The 15,785-nt window shown below is 71.4% G+C and carries 12 protein-coding genes and 1 tRNA gene; 9 read left to right on the top strand and 4 right to left on the bottom strand.

All coding sequences use genetic code 11. The features are described 5' to 3' along the window. Positions 1 to 147: 147 nt before the first annotated feature. The 3 genes from AB0F04_RS21710 to AB0F04_RS21700 are packed head-to-tail and all read right to left on the bottom strand — an operon-like array spanning position 148 to position 2,868. Positions 148 to 915 (bottom strand): VOC family protein, encoded by a 768-nt coding sequence (locus AB0F04_RS21710; protein ID WP_362043604.1) that lies wholly within the window; start codon positions 913 to 915, stop codon positions 148 to 150. A gap of 32 nt (positions 916 to 947) precedes the next feature. Then, positions 948 to 1,607, bottom strand: a complete 660-nt coding sequence (locus AB0F04_RS21705; RefSeq protein WP_362044258.1) for a response regulator transcription factor — start codon at positions 1,605 to 1,607, stop codon at positions 948 to 950. Next, the gene (locus tag AB0F04_RS21700; RefSeq protein ID WP_362043603.1) at positions 1,597 to 2,868 is read right to left on the bottom strand and encodes a sensor domain-containing protein; all 1,272 of its coding nucleotides are present in this window, start codon (positions 2,866 to 2,868) and stop codon (positions 1,597 to 1,599) included. The genes AB0F04_RS21705 and AB0F04_RS21700 overlap by 11 nt, the downstream gene beginning before the upstream one ends. Before the next feature lie 157 nt (positions 2,869 to 3,025). On the opposite strand from AB0F04_RS21700, the gene AB0F04_RS21695 reads away from it, so the two are divergent. The 3 genes from AB0F04_RS21695 to AB0F04_RS21685 all read left to right on the top strand — a co-directional run bounded on the left by AB0F04_RS21695 (position 3,026) and on the right by AB0F04_RS21685 (position 6,787). Next, on the top strand, positions 3,026 to 3,751 hold the full coding sequence (locus AB0F04_RS21695; protein WP_362043602.1) for an ABC transporter ATP-binding protein: 726 nt from the start codon (positions 3,026 to 3,028) through the stop codon (positions 3,749 to 3,751). Further along, positions 3,745 to 6,183: an ABC transporter permease gene (locus AB0F04_RS21690; RefSeq protein ID WP_362043601.1), complete on the top strand. Its 2,439-nt coding sequence runs from the start codon at positions 3,745 to 3,747 to the stop codon at positions 6,181 to 6,183. The genes AB0F04_RS21695 and AB0F04_RS21690 overlap by 7 nt, the downstream gene beginning before the upstream one ends. 70 nt (positions 6,184 to 6,253) lie before the next feature. After that, on the top strand, positions 6,254 to 6,787 hold the full coding sequence (locus tag AB0F04_RS21685; protein ID WP_362043600.1) for a helix-turn-helix domain-containing protein: 534 nt from the start codon (positions 6,254 to 6,256) through the stop codon (positions 6,785 to 6,787). 112 nt (positions 6,788 to 6,899) lie between these two features. On the opposite strand, the gene AB0F04_RS21680 is transcribed toward AB0F04_RS21685, so the two are convergent. Further along, positions 6,900 to 6,983: transfer RNA gene (locus AB0F04_RS21680), tRNA-Leu, on the bottom strand. 472 nt (positions 6,984 to 7,455) lie between these two features. On the opposite strand from AB0F04_RS21680, the gene AB0F04_RS21675 reads away from it, so the two are divergent. The 6 genes from AB0F04_RS21675 (at position 7,456) to pknB (ending at position 15,670) form a co-directional block, all read left to right on the top strand. Then, positions 7,456 to 8,313: a DUF3662 and FHA domain-containing protein gene (locus tag AB0F04_RS21675; protein WP_362043599.1), complete on the top strand. Its 858-nt coding sequence runs from the start codon at positions 7,456 to 7,458 to the stop codon at positions 8,311 to 8,313. A 10-nt stretch (positions 8,314 to 8,323) separates the two neighbouring features. Then, on the top strand, positions 8,324 to 8,836 hold the full coding sequence (locus tag AB0F04_RS21670) for an FHA domain-containing protein (protein ID WP_362043598.1): 513 nt from the start codon (positions 8,324 to 8,326) through the stop codon (positions 8,834 to 8,836). A gap of 140 nt (positions 8,837 to 8,976) precedes the next feature. Beyond that, the gene (locus AB0F04_RS21665) at positions 8,977 to 10,524 is read left to right on the top strand and encodes a Stp1/IreP family PP2C-type Ser/Thr phosphatase (protein ID WP_362043597.1); all 1,548 of its coding nucleotides are present in this window, start codon (positions 8,977 to 8,979) and stop codon (positions 10,522 to 10,524) included. A 22-nt stretch (positions 10,525 to 10,546) separates the two neighbouring features. Next, positions 10,547 to 11,995 carry an FtsW/RodA/SpoVE family cell cycle protein gene (locus tag AB0F04_RS21660; RefSeq protein ID WP_362043596.1) on the top strand — a complete coding sequence of 483 codons (1,449 nt, stop codon included), beginning with the start codon at positions 10,547 to 10,549 and terminating at the stop codon, positions 11,993 to 11,995. Continuing rightward, the gene (locus AB0F04_RS21655) at positions 11,992 to 13,470 is read left to right on the top strand and encodes a penicillin-binding protein 2 (RefSeq protein WP_362043595.1); all 1,479 of its coding nucleotides are present in this window, start codon (positions 11,992 to 11,994) and stop codon (positions 13,468 to 13,470) included. The genes AB0F04_RS21660 and AB0F04_RS21655 overlap by 4 nt, the downstream gene beginning before the upstream one ends. A 169-nt stretch (positions 13,471 to 13,639) precedes the next feature. After that, positions 13,640 to 15,670: a Stk1 family PASTA domain-containing Ser/Thr kinase gene (pknB, locus tag AB0F04_RS21650; RefSeq protein WP_362043594.1), complete on the top strand. Its 2,031-nt coding sequence runs from the start codon at positions 13,640 to 13,642 to the stop codon at positions 15,668 to 15,670. The last annotated feature ends 115 nt before the right edge of the window (positions 15,671 to 15,785 follow it).

Below are 15,785 nucleotides of genomic sequence, written 5' to 3'. Positions count from 1 at the left end.
GAGCCCCACGCGACGCGCCTCCTCCCGAAGACCCGGAGCAGCCGCCGACCGCCTCGCACGCCTGTGCGCCGTCCACAGGCCCGTCCCACACCACCCCCGGCCGCAGAGGCGGAATGCGTCACTCCTCAAACGCCGACGCGGTATCCGTCAGCTCCCGGCCGCGGACGCGGAATCGGTCAGTCCCCGGCCGAGGACGCAGAACTCGTTGCCCTCCGGGTCGGCCAGGACGACCCAGGAGACGTCGCCCTGCCCCACGTCGGCCCGTGTCGCGCCCAGGCCCTCGAGCCGGGCGACCTCCTTCGCCTGGTCCTCGGCCGGATCGGGCCTGACGTCGAGGTGGACGCGGCTGGTGACGACCCGGTCGTCCGGGGTGCGCCGGAACTCCAGGTACGGCCCGACGCCCTCGGCGGAACGCAACAGGGCGCGCTCGTCGGTCAGTTCATGGACGGTCCAGTCGATCGCCTCGCCCCAGAACCGGACCATGCCCCGTGGGTCGGCGCAGCCGACGACCACGGCGGCGACGGGTCCGGTGTCCCGGTAGAGCTCCCGTGGCTCCAGGACGCTGAACACGTTGCCCTCCGGGTCGGCCAGCATCGTCCACGGCACGTCGCCCCGGCCCGGGTCGACGGGCGTCGCCCCGAGGTTCTTCAAGCGTGCGACCAGCTCCCTCTGATGGGCGTCGGAGCCGGTGGCGAGCTCGAGGTGGACGCGGTAGCGCACCGTCTCCGGGTCCGGGACACGGACGAGATCGACGCAGACGGCGGACGGGTCCGGCCAGTCGAAGCCCACCGGTTCCAGGTTCGTGACCCCGGGAGCTTCACTGGCCATGCCCCAGCCGAGCGCGTCCGCCCAGAACCGGCCGAGCGCCGAGTCGTCCCGGGCCTTGAAGTTCACCTGAACAAGCTGCAGCGTCATGTGTGCACCCTAGGCGCGATGCTGTCGCCCCGTCAGGCCCGCAGATACGCCAGCACGGCGAGCACCCGGCGGTGGGTGGCGTCGGCCGGCGGCAGGTCCAGCTTGGTGAGGATGCCGGAGACGTGCTTGCCCACGGCCGCCTCGGAGACCACCAGTTCGCGGGCGATCGCGCTGTTGGACCGGCCCTCCGCGATCAGCGCCAGCACCTCCCGCTCGCGCGGGGTGAGCCGCTCCAGCGGATCGCGGCGCCGGCGCAGCAACTGCCGTACGACCTCGGGGTCGACGACCGTGCCGCCGTCCGCGACCTCGCCGAGCGCCTCGACGAACTCCTCGACCTGGCCGACGCGGTCCTTGAGCAGGTAGCCGACGCCCGTGCCGTCGCCGGAGTCCAGCAGCTCGGCGGCGTACCGGCGCTGCACGTACTGGCTGAGGACCAGGACGGGCAGTGTGGGCCGCTCCTGGCGCAGGCGTACGGCCGCGTGCAGGCCCTCGTCCTGGAATCCGGGCGGCATCCGCACGTCCGTCACGACCACGTCCGGCTCGTGCTCCCCTACGGCGGCGACCAGCGCCTCGGCGTCCCCCACGGCCGCGACGACCCGGTGCCCGCAGCGCTCCAGCAGTCCGACGAGCCCGTCCCGCAGCAGCACGCTGTCCTCCGCCAGGACGACACGCAGCGGCCGCTCAACTCGCAGGGTCACAAGGGATCTCCACACGCAGCAGGGTCGGTCCGCCGGGCGGACTGGACAGGGAGAGTCTGCCATCGAGCACCGACACCCGGTCGGCGAGCCCGGTCAGCCCGCTGCCCTGGCCGGCCCGCGCCCCACCGCGCCCGTCGTCGCGTATCCGCAGCAGCAGCCGCCCGTCGCGGTGCTCCCCGCTGATCTCCGCCCGGCCGGCCCCGCTGTGTCTGCCCACGTTGGCGAGCGCCTCGCACACCACGAAGTACGCGGCGGCCTCGACAGCGGGGGAGAGCCGTCCGGGCAGGTCCAGGTCGACGTCCACGGGCACGGCCGAACGGTCCGCCGCGTCGGCGACGGCCGCTTCGAGCCCGTAGTCGGCGAGGACCTTGGGGTGAATGCCGTGGATGAGTTCGCGCAGCTCCGCGAGGGCCGTGCCCGCCTCCTGGTGCGCCTTGGCGAGCTGGTCGGCCAGCGGACCGGGCGGGGCGTCCAGGCGTGCCAGCCCGAGCGTCATCGTCAGGGCGACGAGCCGCTGCTGCGCCCCGTCGTGCAGATCCCGCTCGATCCGCCGCCGTTCCGCCTCGAAGGCGTCCACCAACCGCACCCGGGAACGGGCCAGTTCGACCACCCGGGCTCCCAGGTCGGCCTCCCGCGGTGCGATCAGCAGCCGGGTCAGCCCGGCCCGGGCCCCGGCCACCACGCCCAGCAGCCAGGCGCCCACCGCGAGCAGGACCAGTCCGAGGACCGCGCACCCCACGGCGGTCGGCCAGGTGGTGACCAGCCACACCTTGAGGACCTTCGCCTCGCCGAAGCACGCCAGCAGCAACGGAGTCGCCACCACGGTGAGCGGCCCCAGCAGGAAGACGGCGAACGCGAGGGCGTCGACCGGCCACAACAGCCCCGCGAACAGCAGGGCGTGACCCAGCTCCCGCCACGTGGCCCGCTCCCGCAGCCGCGTCGACAGCCAGGCGCGCAGCCCCGGCTCCCGGGGCGCCTCGTGCGGATCCGGCGCCGGCTCGGCGTCGACCAGCCGCAGCCGGTACCGCTCCAGGGCCGCCACCGGAAGGCCGGAAAGGGCCGTCCCCAGCAGCAGCGGCAGCCCCACCAGCACGAGTGCGAGCACCCCGCCGGCCGCCGCCGAGAGCACGATCCCCACCAGCACGACCACACCGGTGAGCGCGCCGCTGAGCAGATAGGCGGCCGACCGCCAGGGCCAGGCCGACAGTGGATAACCGGGGCGGGACATGGCCTGCCACACGTTCCGTGGGTGCATGGGGATCACCGTAGAAGCCGCCTGGGGCCTCGGCGATGGGATCAGGCGGAGGCCGTGGGGTATGCCTGGCCCTACCCCGGGTCTAGGCCCTGCCGCACTGCGCCGGCCCGCCCCCGCACGGTTTCGTGGACCCCGACACCGACACCAGGGGGAACCCATGACACACGACGCCGTCCGGCTGGACTCGGTCACCAGAAGATACGGATCACTGACCGCACTCGACGGGGTCTCCCTGTCGTTCCCGGCCGGGAGTTTCACCGCCGTCATGGGCCCCTCCGGCTCCGGCAAGTCCACGCTGCTCCAGTGCGCGGCCGGGCTGGACCGGCCCACCTCCGGGTCGGTCACCGTGGGCGGCACCGACCTGACCGGCCTCGGCGAACGGCGGCTGACCCTGCTGCGGCGCGAGCGCGTCGGGTTCGTCTTCCAGGCGTTCAACCTGCTGCCGTCGCTGACCGCCGAACAGAACGTGGCCCTGCCCCTGCGCCTGGCCGGCCGACGCGTCCCCACGGCCCGGGTGCGCCAGGCGCTCGGACAGGTCGGCCTCGCCGACCGGGCCCGGCACCGGCCGGCCCAGCTCTCCGGCGGCCAGCAGCAACGCGTCGCCCTGGCCCGCGCGTTGATCACCCGGCCCGACGTGCTGTTCGGTGACGAACCGACCGGCGCCCTGGACACCCGCACCGGCCGCGAGGTCCTCGGCCTGCTGCGCGGCATGGTCGACCGCGAGGGCCAGACGGTCGTCATGGTCACGCACGACCCGGTGGCCGCCGCGTACGCCGACCGTGTGATCTTCCTCGTCGACGGCCGCGTGAGCGGGGACCTGACGGGCGCCGACGCCGACTCCATCGCCACCCGCATGACCCGCCTGGAGGCCGTGCCGTGCTGAGCGTCACCCTGCGCACCCTGCGCGCCCGCTGGGCCACCTTCACCGGCAGCTTCGTCGCACTCTCGCTCGGCGTGGCCCTGCTCACCGTGATGGGCCTGGCCCTGGCCGCGACGGCCACCGCCCCGGAGCGCGACCCCGAACGCTTCGCCGCCGCGCCGGTCGTGGTCAAGGGGCAGGACACCCTGCGCGTCCCGACCCCGACCGGCGTCCGGGAGTCCCGGCTCGCGCACCCCCGTCCCGTACCGGCCGCGACCCTCGCGCGACTGCGGACGCTGGGCCCGGTCGTCGAGGACCGCTCGTTCCCCGTCCGCGCGCAGCACGGTCCCGCCCAACTGGTGGGCCACCCCTGGTCCACCGCCGCGTTCGCCCCGTACGACCTCACCGGCGGCCGGGCACCCCGCACGGCCGGCGAGGTCGCCGTCACCGGCGACTGGGCGCGCCCGGGCCAACGCATCCGCACCGACGCGGGCACCGTACGCGTCGTCGGCACGCTGGCCTCCCGCGGCTTCGAGAACGCCGTGTTCTTCACGGACACCCGCGCCGCACAACTGCAACCGTCCACCGCCCAGTTGGTCGTGAAGGCCGACCCGGCGTCCGTACGCCCGGCGGTGGGCGACAGCGCCCGGGTGCTCACCGGCACGGCACGCCGCCTCGCCGACGCCGACCCGGACCGGGACCGTGAGGCGCTCACCGCGATGAACGCCCTGTTCGGCACCGCCGGCGGCGTCACCGCGTTCGTGTCCGTCTTCGTCGTGGCGTCGACCTTCGCCTTCGCGGTCGCCCAGCGCCGCAGGGAGTTCGCCCTCCTGCGCACCGCCGGGGCCGGTCCGGCCCAGCTGCGCCGGGCCGTCCTCGCCGAGGCCCTCGCCGTCGGCACCCTCGCCTCGGCCGCGGGCTGCGCGCTGGGCTCCTACGCGGCACCGCTGCTGGCGGCCACGGTCGTCGAAGAGGGCCTCGCCCCGGCCTGGTTCACCCTCGGCGAGCACACCTGGCCCTACCACGCGGCCTTCTGGACCGGCCTGCTCGTCGCCCTGGGCGGAGCCACCGCCGCCTCCTGGCGGGCCGGCCGCACCGCCCCCGCCGAGGCCCTGCGCGAGACGGCCGCGGACACCGGCCCGCTGACCCGGGGACGCCTGCTCTGCGGCATCGCCCTCCTGCTCACGGCCGCCGTGACCCTGGTCCTGTCCCTCACCGGCGACCCGTCCGACCTGCTCCACCGCAAGACGTACATCATCCGGCCCATGCTGCTGATCACCGCGGCCGCCCTGCTCGCGCCCCTGGTGCTGCGGCCCCTGACCCGCCTGCTGACCTGCCTCCCCACGGCCGTGGGCATGCTGGTCCGCGAGAACACGGCCACCGGAGTACGCCGCACCGCCGCCCTCGCGGCCCCCGTCCTCGTCACGGTCGCGCTCGCCGGTTCACTCCTCGGCGCCACCGCGACCCTGAACCACGCGAAGTCCACCGAGACGAGCGAGCGCACCACCGCCGCCTTCGTCGTCACCCCGGCCGCCGGACAGGACCTCGACGCCGCCACCCTGAACCGGCTGCGTGCCGTACCGGGCGCGCGGATCTCGGCGACGTCGTCGACGGCCGTCCACGTCCTGGAGGACGGCGTGGCCCTGATCCGTTCCGAAGCCCGCGCCACGACCCCCGCCGACCTGGCGGCCACCAGCCGCCTGCCGATCGGCGCGGGCCGGGCGAGCGACCTCGACGACGACTCGATCATCGTCAACGAGGAGTGGGAACGGCACCGGGTCGGCGACCGGGTCCGGGTATGGCTCGGCGACGGAACACCCCGCACCCTCCGCATCGCCGCGGTGATGCCCACCGGCACGGGCGGCAACGGCGTCTACCTGACCCCGCGCAACGCCCCGGGCGCCACGGTCGACCGGGTGGACGTGGCACTCGAGGACGGCGCCGCCCCCGGCACCGTGGCCGCCGCCCTGCGCGAGGCGGCCGGTCCGGGAGGCGGGCAGGTCCTCACGAGGGCCGCGTGGATCGACGCCACCCAGCCGCGAACGAACCGCAACACCCGCCTCGGCGTCTTCCTGGTCCTCGGCATCGCCCTGCTCTACACGGGCATCTCCGTGGCCAACACCACGGTCATGGCGGCCTCCGACCGGGTCCGCGACCTGGCCGTGCTGCGGCTGACCGGAGCCACCCGCCGGCAGGTGCTGCGGCTGACCGCGGCCGAGGCCCTGACGGCCACCACGGCAGGAGCGCTCCTCGGCGTGCTGGTCACGGGCGTCAACCTGGCCGGCATGTGGGGCGCCCTCGGCCTGCTGTCGGTGCGGCCCACCCTCACCCTCCCGTGGCAGGCACTCGGCACGACGGCGGCCGCCTGCGCCCTGCTGGCCGTGGTCTGCGCGACGCTCCCCGCCGCCCTCGCCCTGCGCCGCCGCCCGGCGGACCTCGCGGGGATGCGCGAGTAGCCCGCCCCGCCCCGGGAGGGGCGATCTCATCACGAGACCAAAAGGGGGGACGGCCTTCTACAGTGAACCCATGAGACGGACCTCGTTCAGCACCTGGCCCTGCTCGATCGCCCGCACCGCGGACATCCTGGGCGACGCCTGGACCCTCCTGGTGCTGCGCGAGGTCTTCTACGGCGAATCCCGCTTCGACGGCTTCATCGGCACCCTGGGCATCGCCCGCAACACCCTCACCGACCGACTGCGGCGCCTGGAGGCCGAGGGCCTGCTGCGGCGGCACGTCTACCAGAGGGACCCGGTCCGCCACGAGTACCTGCCGACGGACAAGGGCCGCGACTTCTTCGGCGTCCTCGCCGCGATCAACGCCTGGGGCGACCGCTGGCTGGCCGGCGAGGAGGGCGCCCCGGTGGTCCTGCACCACCAGCCGTGCTCCCACGACACCGAGCCACAGGTCGTGTGCTCCGCCTGCGGCGAACCCCTGCACCAGCGGGACATGAGCGCCCGCACCGGCCCCGGCTACCCGCCCCGCCTCCTCGACGACCCGGTCGTACGGGAACGCTTCGCCCCGGGGCGAACCCTGGGGGACGGCCGGGCCGACCAGGCCTGAGAGCTTCCTCACACGGCCCGAACCGGACCGGCCCGTACCGGCCCGAGACAACCGTCACATCCGCAGACACGAAGAACGGGCGGCATCTGATCGATGCCGCCCGTTCCGACGGTGCGCGAGGGGGGAGTTGAACCCCCACGCCCTTGCGGGCACTGGAACCTGAATCCAGCGCGTCTGCCTATTCCGCCACCCGCGCATTGGGTGTGTCCTGGGCATCTGCCCCTTTGGGGCCGGCGCCTTCCGACACCCAGAACATTAGCACGCTGGAAGGGGTGGGTTCACATCCCTTATCCCCGCAGGCAGAACCCCTGCCGAACCATCGATGTGCCTGCCACGTATCAACGCGTACCTGTTCACGTATCAACCTCGTACCGGTACCCGCCGTCTCCGCAGGAGGGGGCGGGGTCCACAGCCAGGTGCGGGACACTGGTCTTCAGCCGCCTCTACGATCCTTGTCAGGCATACCGGAGGCGGATACGCGCAGCAGTAAGACCGGAGGAGTTCGAAGAGGAGCTCCACAGGGAACTTCGTCATGCGTCGACACCCGTCGGCGGTGCTGACAGGGGGAACCAGCCGATCGAGCGGCGCGTGGATACGATCAGTAAGCAGTACCGGCCAAGCGGCCCGCAGGGCAGTACACAGGACGGCAGCTACGGAGGAGGTGCCTCATGGGAGTCCTGAAGAAGTTCGAGCAGCGTCTCGAAGGTCTGGTCAACGGCACCTTCGCCAAGGTGTTCAAGTCCGAGGTCCAGCCCGTGGAGATCGCCGGAGCGCTCCAGCGCGAGTGCGACAACAACGCCACGATCTGGAACCGCGACCGCACGGTCGTCCCCAACGACTTCATCGTCGAACTGAGCACGCCCGACTTCGAGCGGCTCAGCCCCTACTCCGGCCAGCTCGGCGACGAGCTCGCCGGCATGGTGCGCGACTACGCCAAGCAGCAGCGCTACACCTTCATGGGCCCGATCAAGGTGCACCTGGAGAAGGCGGACGACCTCGACACCGGCCTGTACCGGGTGCGCAGCCGTACGCTCGCCTCCTCCAGCAGCCAGCAGGGCGGCCCGGGAGGCGGCGGCGCGCCCGCCGCCCCGCAGGGCTCACGCCCCGGTGGCTACGGCTACCCGCCGTCGGCCTCGCCCGCCGGCGCCCCGCCCATGCCGGCCGCGCCGCCGCCCGGCGGCCGCCCCGGCGGTTACGGCTACCCGCCCGCCGCGAGCGGCCAGCGGCCCCCGGCCGCCGGCGGACGCACCCGCCACTGGATCGAGATCAACGGCACCCGCCACCAGATCTCCCGCGCAACGCTGGTGCTGGGCCGCAGCACCGACGCCGACGTGCGGATCGACGACCCCGGCGTCTCCCGCCGGCACTGCGAGATCCGGACCGGAACGCCCTCGACGATCCAGGATCTCGGATCCACCAACGGCATCGTGGTGGACGGGCAGCACACCACCCGCGCTACGCTCCGCGACGGCTCGCGGATCGTCGTGGGCAGCACCACCATCATTTACCGGCAAGCCGAAGGGTGAAGCGGGGGCAATGTCAGAGCTGACCCTCACGGTCATGCGGCTGGGTTTCCTGGCCGTACTGTGGCTGTTCGTGATCGTGGCCGTGCAGGTCATCCGCAGCGACCTTTTCGGTACGCGCGTCACCCAGCGCGGCGGGCGCCGCGAGGCGGGCCGCCAGCAGCAGGCCGCCGCCCGCCAGGCACCTCCGCAGCAGCGCCAGCAGCCGGCCGGCGGCCGGCGCGGCCGCAACGCCCCCACCAAGCTGGTCGTGACCGAAGGCACCCTCACCGGCACCACGGTCGCGCTCCAGGGCCAGACCATCACCCTGGGCCGGGCGCACGACTCGACGATCGTGCTGGACGACGACTACGCCTCCAGCCGCCATGCCAGGATCTACCCGGACCGCGACGGCCAGTGGATCGTCGAGGACCTCGGCTCCACCAACGGCACGTACCTGGACCGGTCCCGGCTGACGACTCCCACACCGATTGCGCTGGGCGCGCCGATCCGCATCGGCAAGACCGTCATCGAGCTGCGGAAGTAGTGCTACATCATGGATAGGCGCGAGCGGAGCGAGCACGCAGTGGCGGGCCCCACCCCGGCCCCCCGCGCGCTCCCGACCGGAGGGTGGGCAGTGTGGCTCGACACGACCGGCTGTACCCGGAGCCGACAGGCGAGGTGCGCATGAGTCTGTCACTGCGCTTCGCGGCCGGATCGCACAAGGGCATGATCCGGGAGGGCAACGAGGACTCCGGATACGCCGGCCCGCGACTGCTCGCCATCGCCGACGGCATGGGCGGCGCGGCGGCCGGTGAGGTCGCCTCCTCCGAGGCCATCTCCACCATCGTCGCCCTCGACGACGACGTCCCCGGCTCCGACATCCTCACCTCGCTCGGCACGGCGGTGCAGCGCGCCAACGACCAGCTGCGCTCCATGGTCGAGGACGACCCCCAGCTGGAAGGCATGGGGACGACCCTGACCGCCCTGCTGTGGACGGGCCAGCGCCTCGGCATGGTCCACGTCGGCGACTCCCGCGCCTACCTGCTCCGCGACGGCGTCCTCACCCAGATCACCCAGGACCACACCTGGGTGCAGCGCCTGGTCGACGAGGGCCGCATCACCGAGGAAGAGGCGACCACGCACCCGCAGCGCTCGCTGCTGATGCGCGCCCTCGGATCCGGAGACCACGTCGAACCGGACCTGTCCATCCGCGAGGTCCGCGCCGGCGACCGCTACCTGATCTGCTCCGACGGCCTGTCCGGCGTGGTCTCCCACCAGACCCTCGAGGACACCCTCGCCAGCTACCAGGGCCCCCAGGAGACCGTCCAGAACCTGATCGAGCTGGCGCTGCGCGGCGGCGGCCCGGACAACATCACCGTCATCATCGCCGACGTCCTCGACCTCGACACCGGTGACACCCTCGCGGGGCAGCTGTCCGACACCCCCGTCGTGGTCGGCGCCGTCGCCGAGAACCAGCACCAGCTGCACGACAACGGCATCATGCAGACCCCCGCGGGCCGCGCCTCCGGACTCGGCCGCCACGGCCGCGGCGGAGGCGGCGAGTTCGGCCCGCCCGGCTCCGGCGACACCACCGGCTACATCCCCGCGGACGGCTTCGACTACGGCGACGACGACTTCACCAAGCCCCGCAGGAAGGGCCGCTGGCTGAAGAGATCCCTCTACGGCGCCCTCGCGCTGGCCGTCGTCGGCGGCGGTCTCTACGGCGGATACCGCTGGACCCAGACGCAGTACTACGTCGGCGCCGAGGACGAACACGTCGCGCTGTACCGGGGCATCAGCCAGGACCTGGCCTGGGTCTCGCTCTCGGACGTCGAGAAGGACCACCCCGAGATCGAACTCAAGTACCTGCCGCCCTACCAGCAGAAGCAGGTCAAGGAGACCATCCCCGAGGGCGGACTCAAGAACGCCCAGGCGAAGATCCAGGAACTGTCGGTGCAGGCCTCCGCGTGCAAGAAGGAGGCGCAGCGGCGCGAAGCCGAGAGCCAGAACAACTCCAAGACCGGCGAAGGCGAGGCCGGGGGCACCACGGGAACCACTCCCGCCTCCTTCACGTCCAAGGCCACACCGACGCCGAACCCGTCCAGCCCGTCGGGTTCACCGTCGGCCCCGGAGAAGTCCACGCCCCCGACCACGACCGCACCCACCCCCAGCCCCGGCCCCAGCCTCTCGGAGGAAGAGCAGAAGGTCGTCTCGCTGTGCGGTAAGCAGTAGCCGTGAGAGGCCCTGTCACACGATGAGCGGTACGAATACGTCGCACTCGCCGACGCACCACACGTCCACGATCGGCGCCATCGGCGCGCCGAGCCGGCGCAACACCGAGCTCGCGCTGCTGGTGTTCGCCGTCGTCATCCCGGTGTTCGCCTACGCCAACGTCGGCCTGGCCCTCAACGACTCGGTGCCACCGGGCCTGCTGAGCTACGGGCTCGGGCTCGGACTGCTCGCGGGCGTCGGTCACCTGGTCGTACGGAAGTTCGCGCCGTACGCGGATCCCCTGATGCTGCCGCTGGCGACGCTCCTCAACGGGCTCGGGCTGGTGGTCATCTGGCGGCTCGACCAGTCCAAGCGACTCAGCAACTACGCCGAGGCCGCACCGCGCCAGCTGCTGTACTCCGCGATGGGCGTCGCCCTGCTGGCGGTCGTGCTGGTCTTCCTCAAGGACCACCGCGTCCTGCAGCGCTACACCTACATCTCCATGGCCAGCGCGCTACTGCTGCTGGTTTTGCCGCTCGTGCCCGGGCTCGGCGCGAACATCTACGGCGCCAAGATCTGGATCAAGATCCCCGGACTCGGCACACTCCAGCCCGGTGAGTTCGCGAAGATCGCCCTCGCGGTCTTCTTCGCCGGCTACCTCATGGTCAAGAGGGACGCCCTGGCCCTGGCCAGCCGCCGCTTCATGGGCCTGTACCTGCCGCGCGGCCGCGACCTGGGCCCGATCCTCGTCGTCTGGGTCATCTCGATCCTCATCCTGGTCTTCGAGACCGACCTCGGTACGTCCCTGCTGTTCTTCGGGATGTTCGTCATCATGCTGTACGTCGCCACCGAGCGGACCAGCTGGATCGTCTTCGGTCTGCTGATGTCCGCGGTCGGCGCCGTCGGCGTGGCGAGCTTCGAGCCGCACATCCAGACGCGTGTACAGGCCTGGCTCAACCCGATGCGCGAGTTCGACCTCTCCCGCTCAGGCGTCCAGGACGGCATCGTCCACTCCGAGCAGGCCATGCAAGCCCTGTGGGCCTTCGGCTCCGGCGGCACGCTCGGCACCGGCCTCGGACAGGGCAACTCCGACCTCATCGGCTTCGCCGCCAACTCCGACTTCATCCTCGCCACCTTCGGCGAGGAACTCGGGCTGGCCGGCGTCATGGCGATCCTGCTGCTCTACGGCCTGATCATCGAGCGGGGTGTGCGCACCGCCCTCGCGGCCCGCGACCCGTTCGGCAAGCTGCTGGCCGTCGGCCTGTCCGGCGCCTTCGCCCTCCAGGTCTTCGTCGTGGCCGGCGGCGTGATGGGCCTCATCCCGCTGACGGGTATGACCCTGCCGTTCGTGGCCTACGGCGGTTCCTCCGTGATCGCCAACTGGGCCCTGATCGGCATCCTGCTGCGCATCAGCGACACCGCCCGCCGTCCGGCCCCCGCTCCCGCCGCCAACCCCGACGCCGAGATGACCCAGGTGGTCCGCCCGTCATGAACAAGCCCCTGCGCCGAATCGCGATCTTCTGCGGCCTGCTCGTTCTGGCACTGCTGATCCGCGACAACTGGATCCAGTACGTCCAGGCCGACGAGCTCCGCAGCGACAAAAAGAACCGTCGCGTCACCATCGAGCGCTACGCCTCCCCCCGCGGCAACATCATCGTCGGCGGGGAGCCGATCACCGGCTCCGCCGAGTCGTCGGACAGTGACTTCAAGTTCAAGCGCACCTACAAGGACGGCGCCATGTGGGCGCCGGTCACCGGCTACGCCTCGCAGGCCTTCGGTGCCACGCAGCTCGAGAGCATCGAGGACGGCATCCTCACCGGCAACGACGACCGGCTGTTCTTCCGCAACACCCTCGACATGCTCACGGGTGAGAAGCAGCAGGGCGGCAACGTCGTCACCACCCTGAACGCCGCCGCCCAGAAGGCCGCGTACAACGGCCTGAAGAGGCAGGGCGGCAAGGGCTCCGTCGTCGCCCTGGAGCCGTCCACGGGCAAGATCCTCGCGCTCGCCTCCTTCCCGTCGTACGACCCGTCGTCCTTCGCCGGGAACTCCACGACGACGGACACCAAGGCCTGGCAGAAGCTGCAGAAGAAGAACAACCCCGACGACCCGATGCTCAACCGGGCGCTGCGCGAGACCTACCCGCCCGGCTCCACCTTCAAGGTCGTCACCGCGGCCGCGGCGCTGGAGGACGGGCTGTACGACTCCGCCGACGCCAAGACGAACTCGCCGGACCCGTGGATCATGAAGGGCACCACCACCAAGCTGCCCAACGAGGGCAACATCCCCTGCAAGGACGCGACACTGCGGGTGGCCCTCCAGTACTCCTGCAACACCGTCTTCGGCAAGATCGGCTCGGACCTCGGCAACGACAAGATGCTGGACATGGCCAAGAAGTTCGGCTTCGACGAGGAGCAGTTCACGCCGGTCCGCGCCAACGCCTCGGTCTTCTCCGACAACATGAACCCCTCTCAGACCGCGCTGTCCTCGATCGGCCAGTTCAACACCGCCGCGACGCCGCTGCAGATGGCCATGGTCGCCTCGGCCGTCGCCAACGACGGCAAGCTGATGAAGCCGTACATGGTCGACGAACTCCAGTCGCCCGGCCTCGACCCGATCGCGAAGACCGACCCCGAGGAGCTGAGCCAGCCGCTGTCGCCGGAGAACGCCCAGATCCTCCAGTCCATGATGGAGACGGTCGTCGACAAGGGCACGGGCACAAGGGCCAAGATCCCGGGCGTGAAGGTGGGCGGCAAGACCGGTACGGCCCAGCACGGCGTCGACAACAGCGAGAACCCCTACGCGTGGTTCATCTCCTACGCCAAGGGCGAGGACGGCAGCGCGCCGGTCGCCGTGGCGGTCGTCGTCGAGGACGACAACGCCGTCCGTGACGACATCTCCGGCGGCGGCCTCGCGGCGCCGATCGCGAGGAACGTGATGGAGGCGGTCATCGACAGCAAGAAGTGACCCCGCTCACGCCTGCTTCACATCGGTGCACGTTGCGATACCGGTCCTGTATCGGCTGACGGGCTTGGCCAGGTCACACAAAGCGAGCCGGGTACGGTAGGCCCGGACGGCAGCCTCCGACCGTACAAGCATGCCGGTCGGGACCGACGGAGAGGGCTGGTAGGTAGCTATGGAAGAGCCGCGTCGCCTCGGCGGCCGGTACGAACTGGGCCAGGTGCTCGGGCGTGGTGGCATGGCGGAGGTCTACCTCGCGCATGACACCCGCCTCGGCCGCACCGTGGCGGTGAAGACGCTGCGCGCGGATCTCGCGCGTGACCCTTCCTTCCAGGCCCGGTTCCGCCGGGAGGCCCAGTCGGCCGCCTCGCTCAACCATCCCGCGATCGTCGCGGTCTACGACACGGGCGAGGACTACATCGACAACGTGTCGATCCCGTACATCGTCATGGAGTACGTGGACGGCTCGACCCTGCGTGAACTGCTGCACTCCGGCCGCAAGCTGCTGCCGGAGCGTGCCATGGAGATGACCATCGGCATCCTCCAGGCCCTGGAGTACTCCCACCGCGCCGGCATCGTCCACCGCGACATCAAGCCGGCGAACGTCATGCTGACGCGCAACGGCCAGGTCAAGGTCATGGACTTCGGCATCGCCCGGGCCATGGGCGACTCCGGCATGACCATGACGCAGACCTCCGCGGTCATCGGCACCGCCCAGTACCTCTCCCCGGAGCAGGCCAAGGGCGAGCAGGTCGACGCCCGCTCCGACCTGTACTCCACCGGCTGTCTGCTCTACGAGCTGCTGACCGTCCGTCCGCCCTTCGTCGGCGACTCCCCGGTGGCCGTGGCCTACCAGCACGTCCGGGAGGAGCCGCAGTCGCCGAGCGTCTTCGACCCCGAGATCACGCCCGAGATGGACGCGATCGTGCTGAAGGCGCTCGTCAAGGACCCGGACTACCGCTACCAGTCGGCCGACGAGATGCGCGCCGACATCGAGGCCTGCCTCGACGGCCAGCCCGTCGCAGCCACGGCCGCGATGGGCGCGGTGGGCTACGGCGGCTACCCCGACGACCAGCCGACGACGGCCCTGCGCGCGGACCCCGGCGCCGGCGCCACGTCCATGCTGCCCCCCATGAACCCCGACGACGGCGGCTACGGCTACGACGACCGCCCCGACCGGCGCCGCGGGCAGCAGCGCAAGTCCAACACCTCCACGATCCTGCTGGTGGTGGCGGGCATCCTCGTCCTGGTCGGGGCGATCCTGATCGGCCGGTGGGCGGTCAGCGGCGACGGCGTGAGCAACGACAAGGTCGACACTCCCAACTTCGTCGGCGAGACGAAGAGGAGCGCCGAGCAAATGGCCGAGAACGGCGACGTCGAAGTGACCTTCTCCAGCAAGCCCTGCGCCGCCCAGCCCAAGGGCAACGTTTGCTCCCAGGACCCGAAGGCCGGGGTGAAGGTCGACAAGGGTGACACCATCTCCCTGGTGGTCTCCACGGGCGCGCCGAAGGTGGCTGTGCCGAGCGTCGTCGGGGACAGCCTCGAGGACGCCAAGGCGACACTGGAGGCCGACAAGTACGACTTCCAGGTGGAAACGAAGACGAAGGAGTCCACCGAGGACCCCGGCACCGTCCTGGAACAGAACCCCGACCTGGGCGAGGAGGTGGAGAAGGGATCCACCATCACCCTCACCATCGCCAAGGAAAAGGCGAAGTCCACCGTCCCGGACGTGCTCGGCCGGGACTGCAACGCCGCCAAGCAGCAGATGCAGGCCAGCAACCTGGTCGGCAACTGCACCGAGGTGGAGACCGACGACGACAGCCAGGTCGGGAAGGTCATCCAGACCACCCCGCAGGCCGGCACGTCGGTCGACCCGAACTCGTCGGTCACCATCCAGATCGGCAAGAAGAAGGAACAGCAGAAGGTCAAGGTCCCCCAGGTCGTCGGCCAGACGGTCGCCCAGGCCAAGCAGACCCTCGCGCAGCAGGGCTTCACCAGCATCCAGTTCGTGAACGGCAGCGACCAGAGCGACAACGCCCGCGTCGTCGGCCAGAACCCCGGACCCGGCCAGGAGGTCGACGACCCGGCAGGGACGACGATCACCCTCCAGACCGTCGGCTTCGGGGACAACAACGGCGGCAACAACGGCGGCGGCGGAAACGGCGGCATCTTCGGCGGCCTCAACGGCACCAACGAGGACGACTGACCGCACATCAGCGCAACCGACGCACAGAGCCCCCGACCTTCAAAGGCCGGGGGCTCTGCCGTTCACGACCGCCGGCGGCGGCCCGCAAACATGCGCGCTTGTCGATCGTGTCTTC

It is taken from the genome of Streptomyces sp. NPDC029041, from assembly GCF_040637515.1.
In the GTDB taxonomy this organism is placed as follows: Bacteria; Actinomycetota; Actinomycetes; order Streptomycetales; family Streptomycetaceae; genus Streptomyces.
This window is presented reverse-complemented; position numbering and strand designations above follow the sequence as displayed.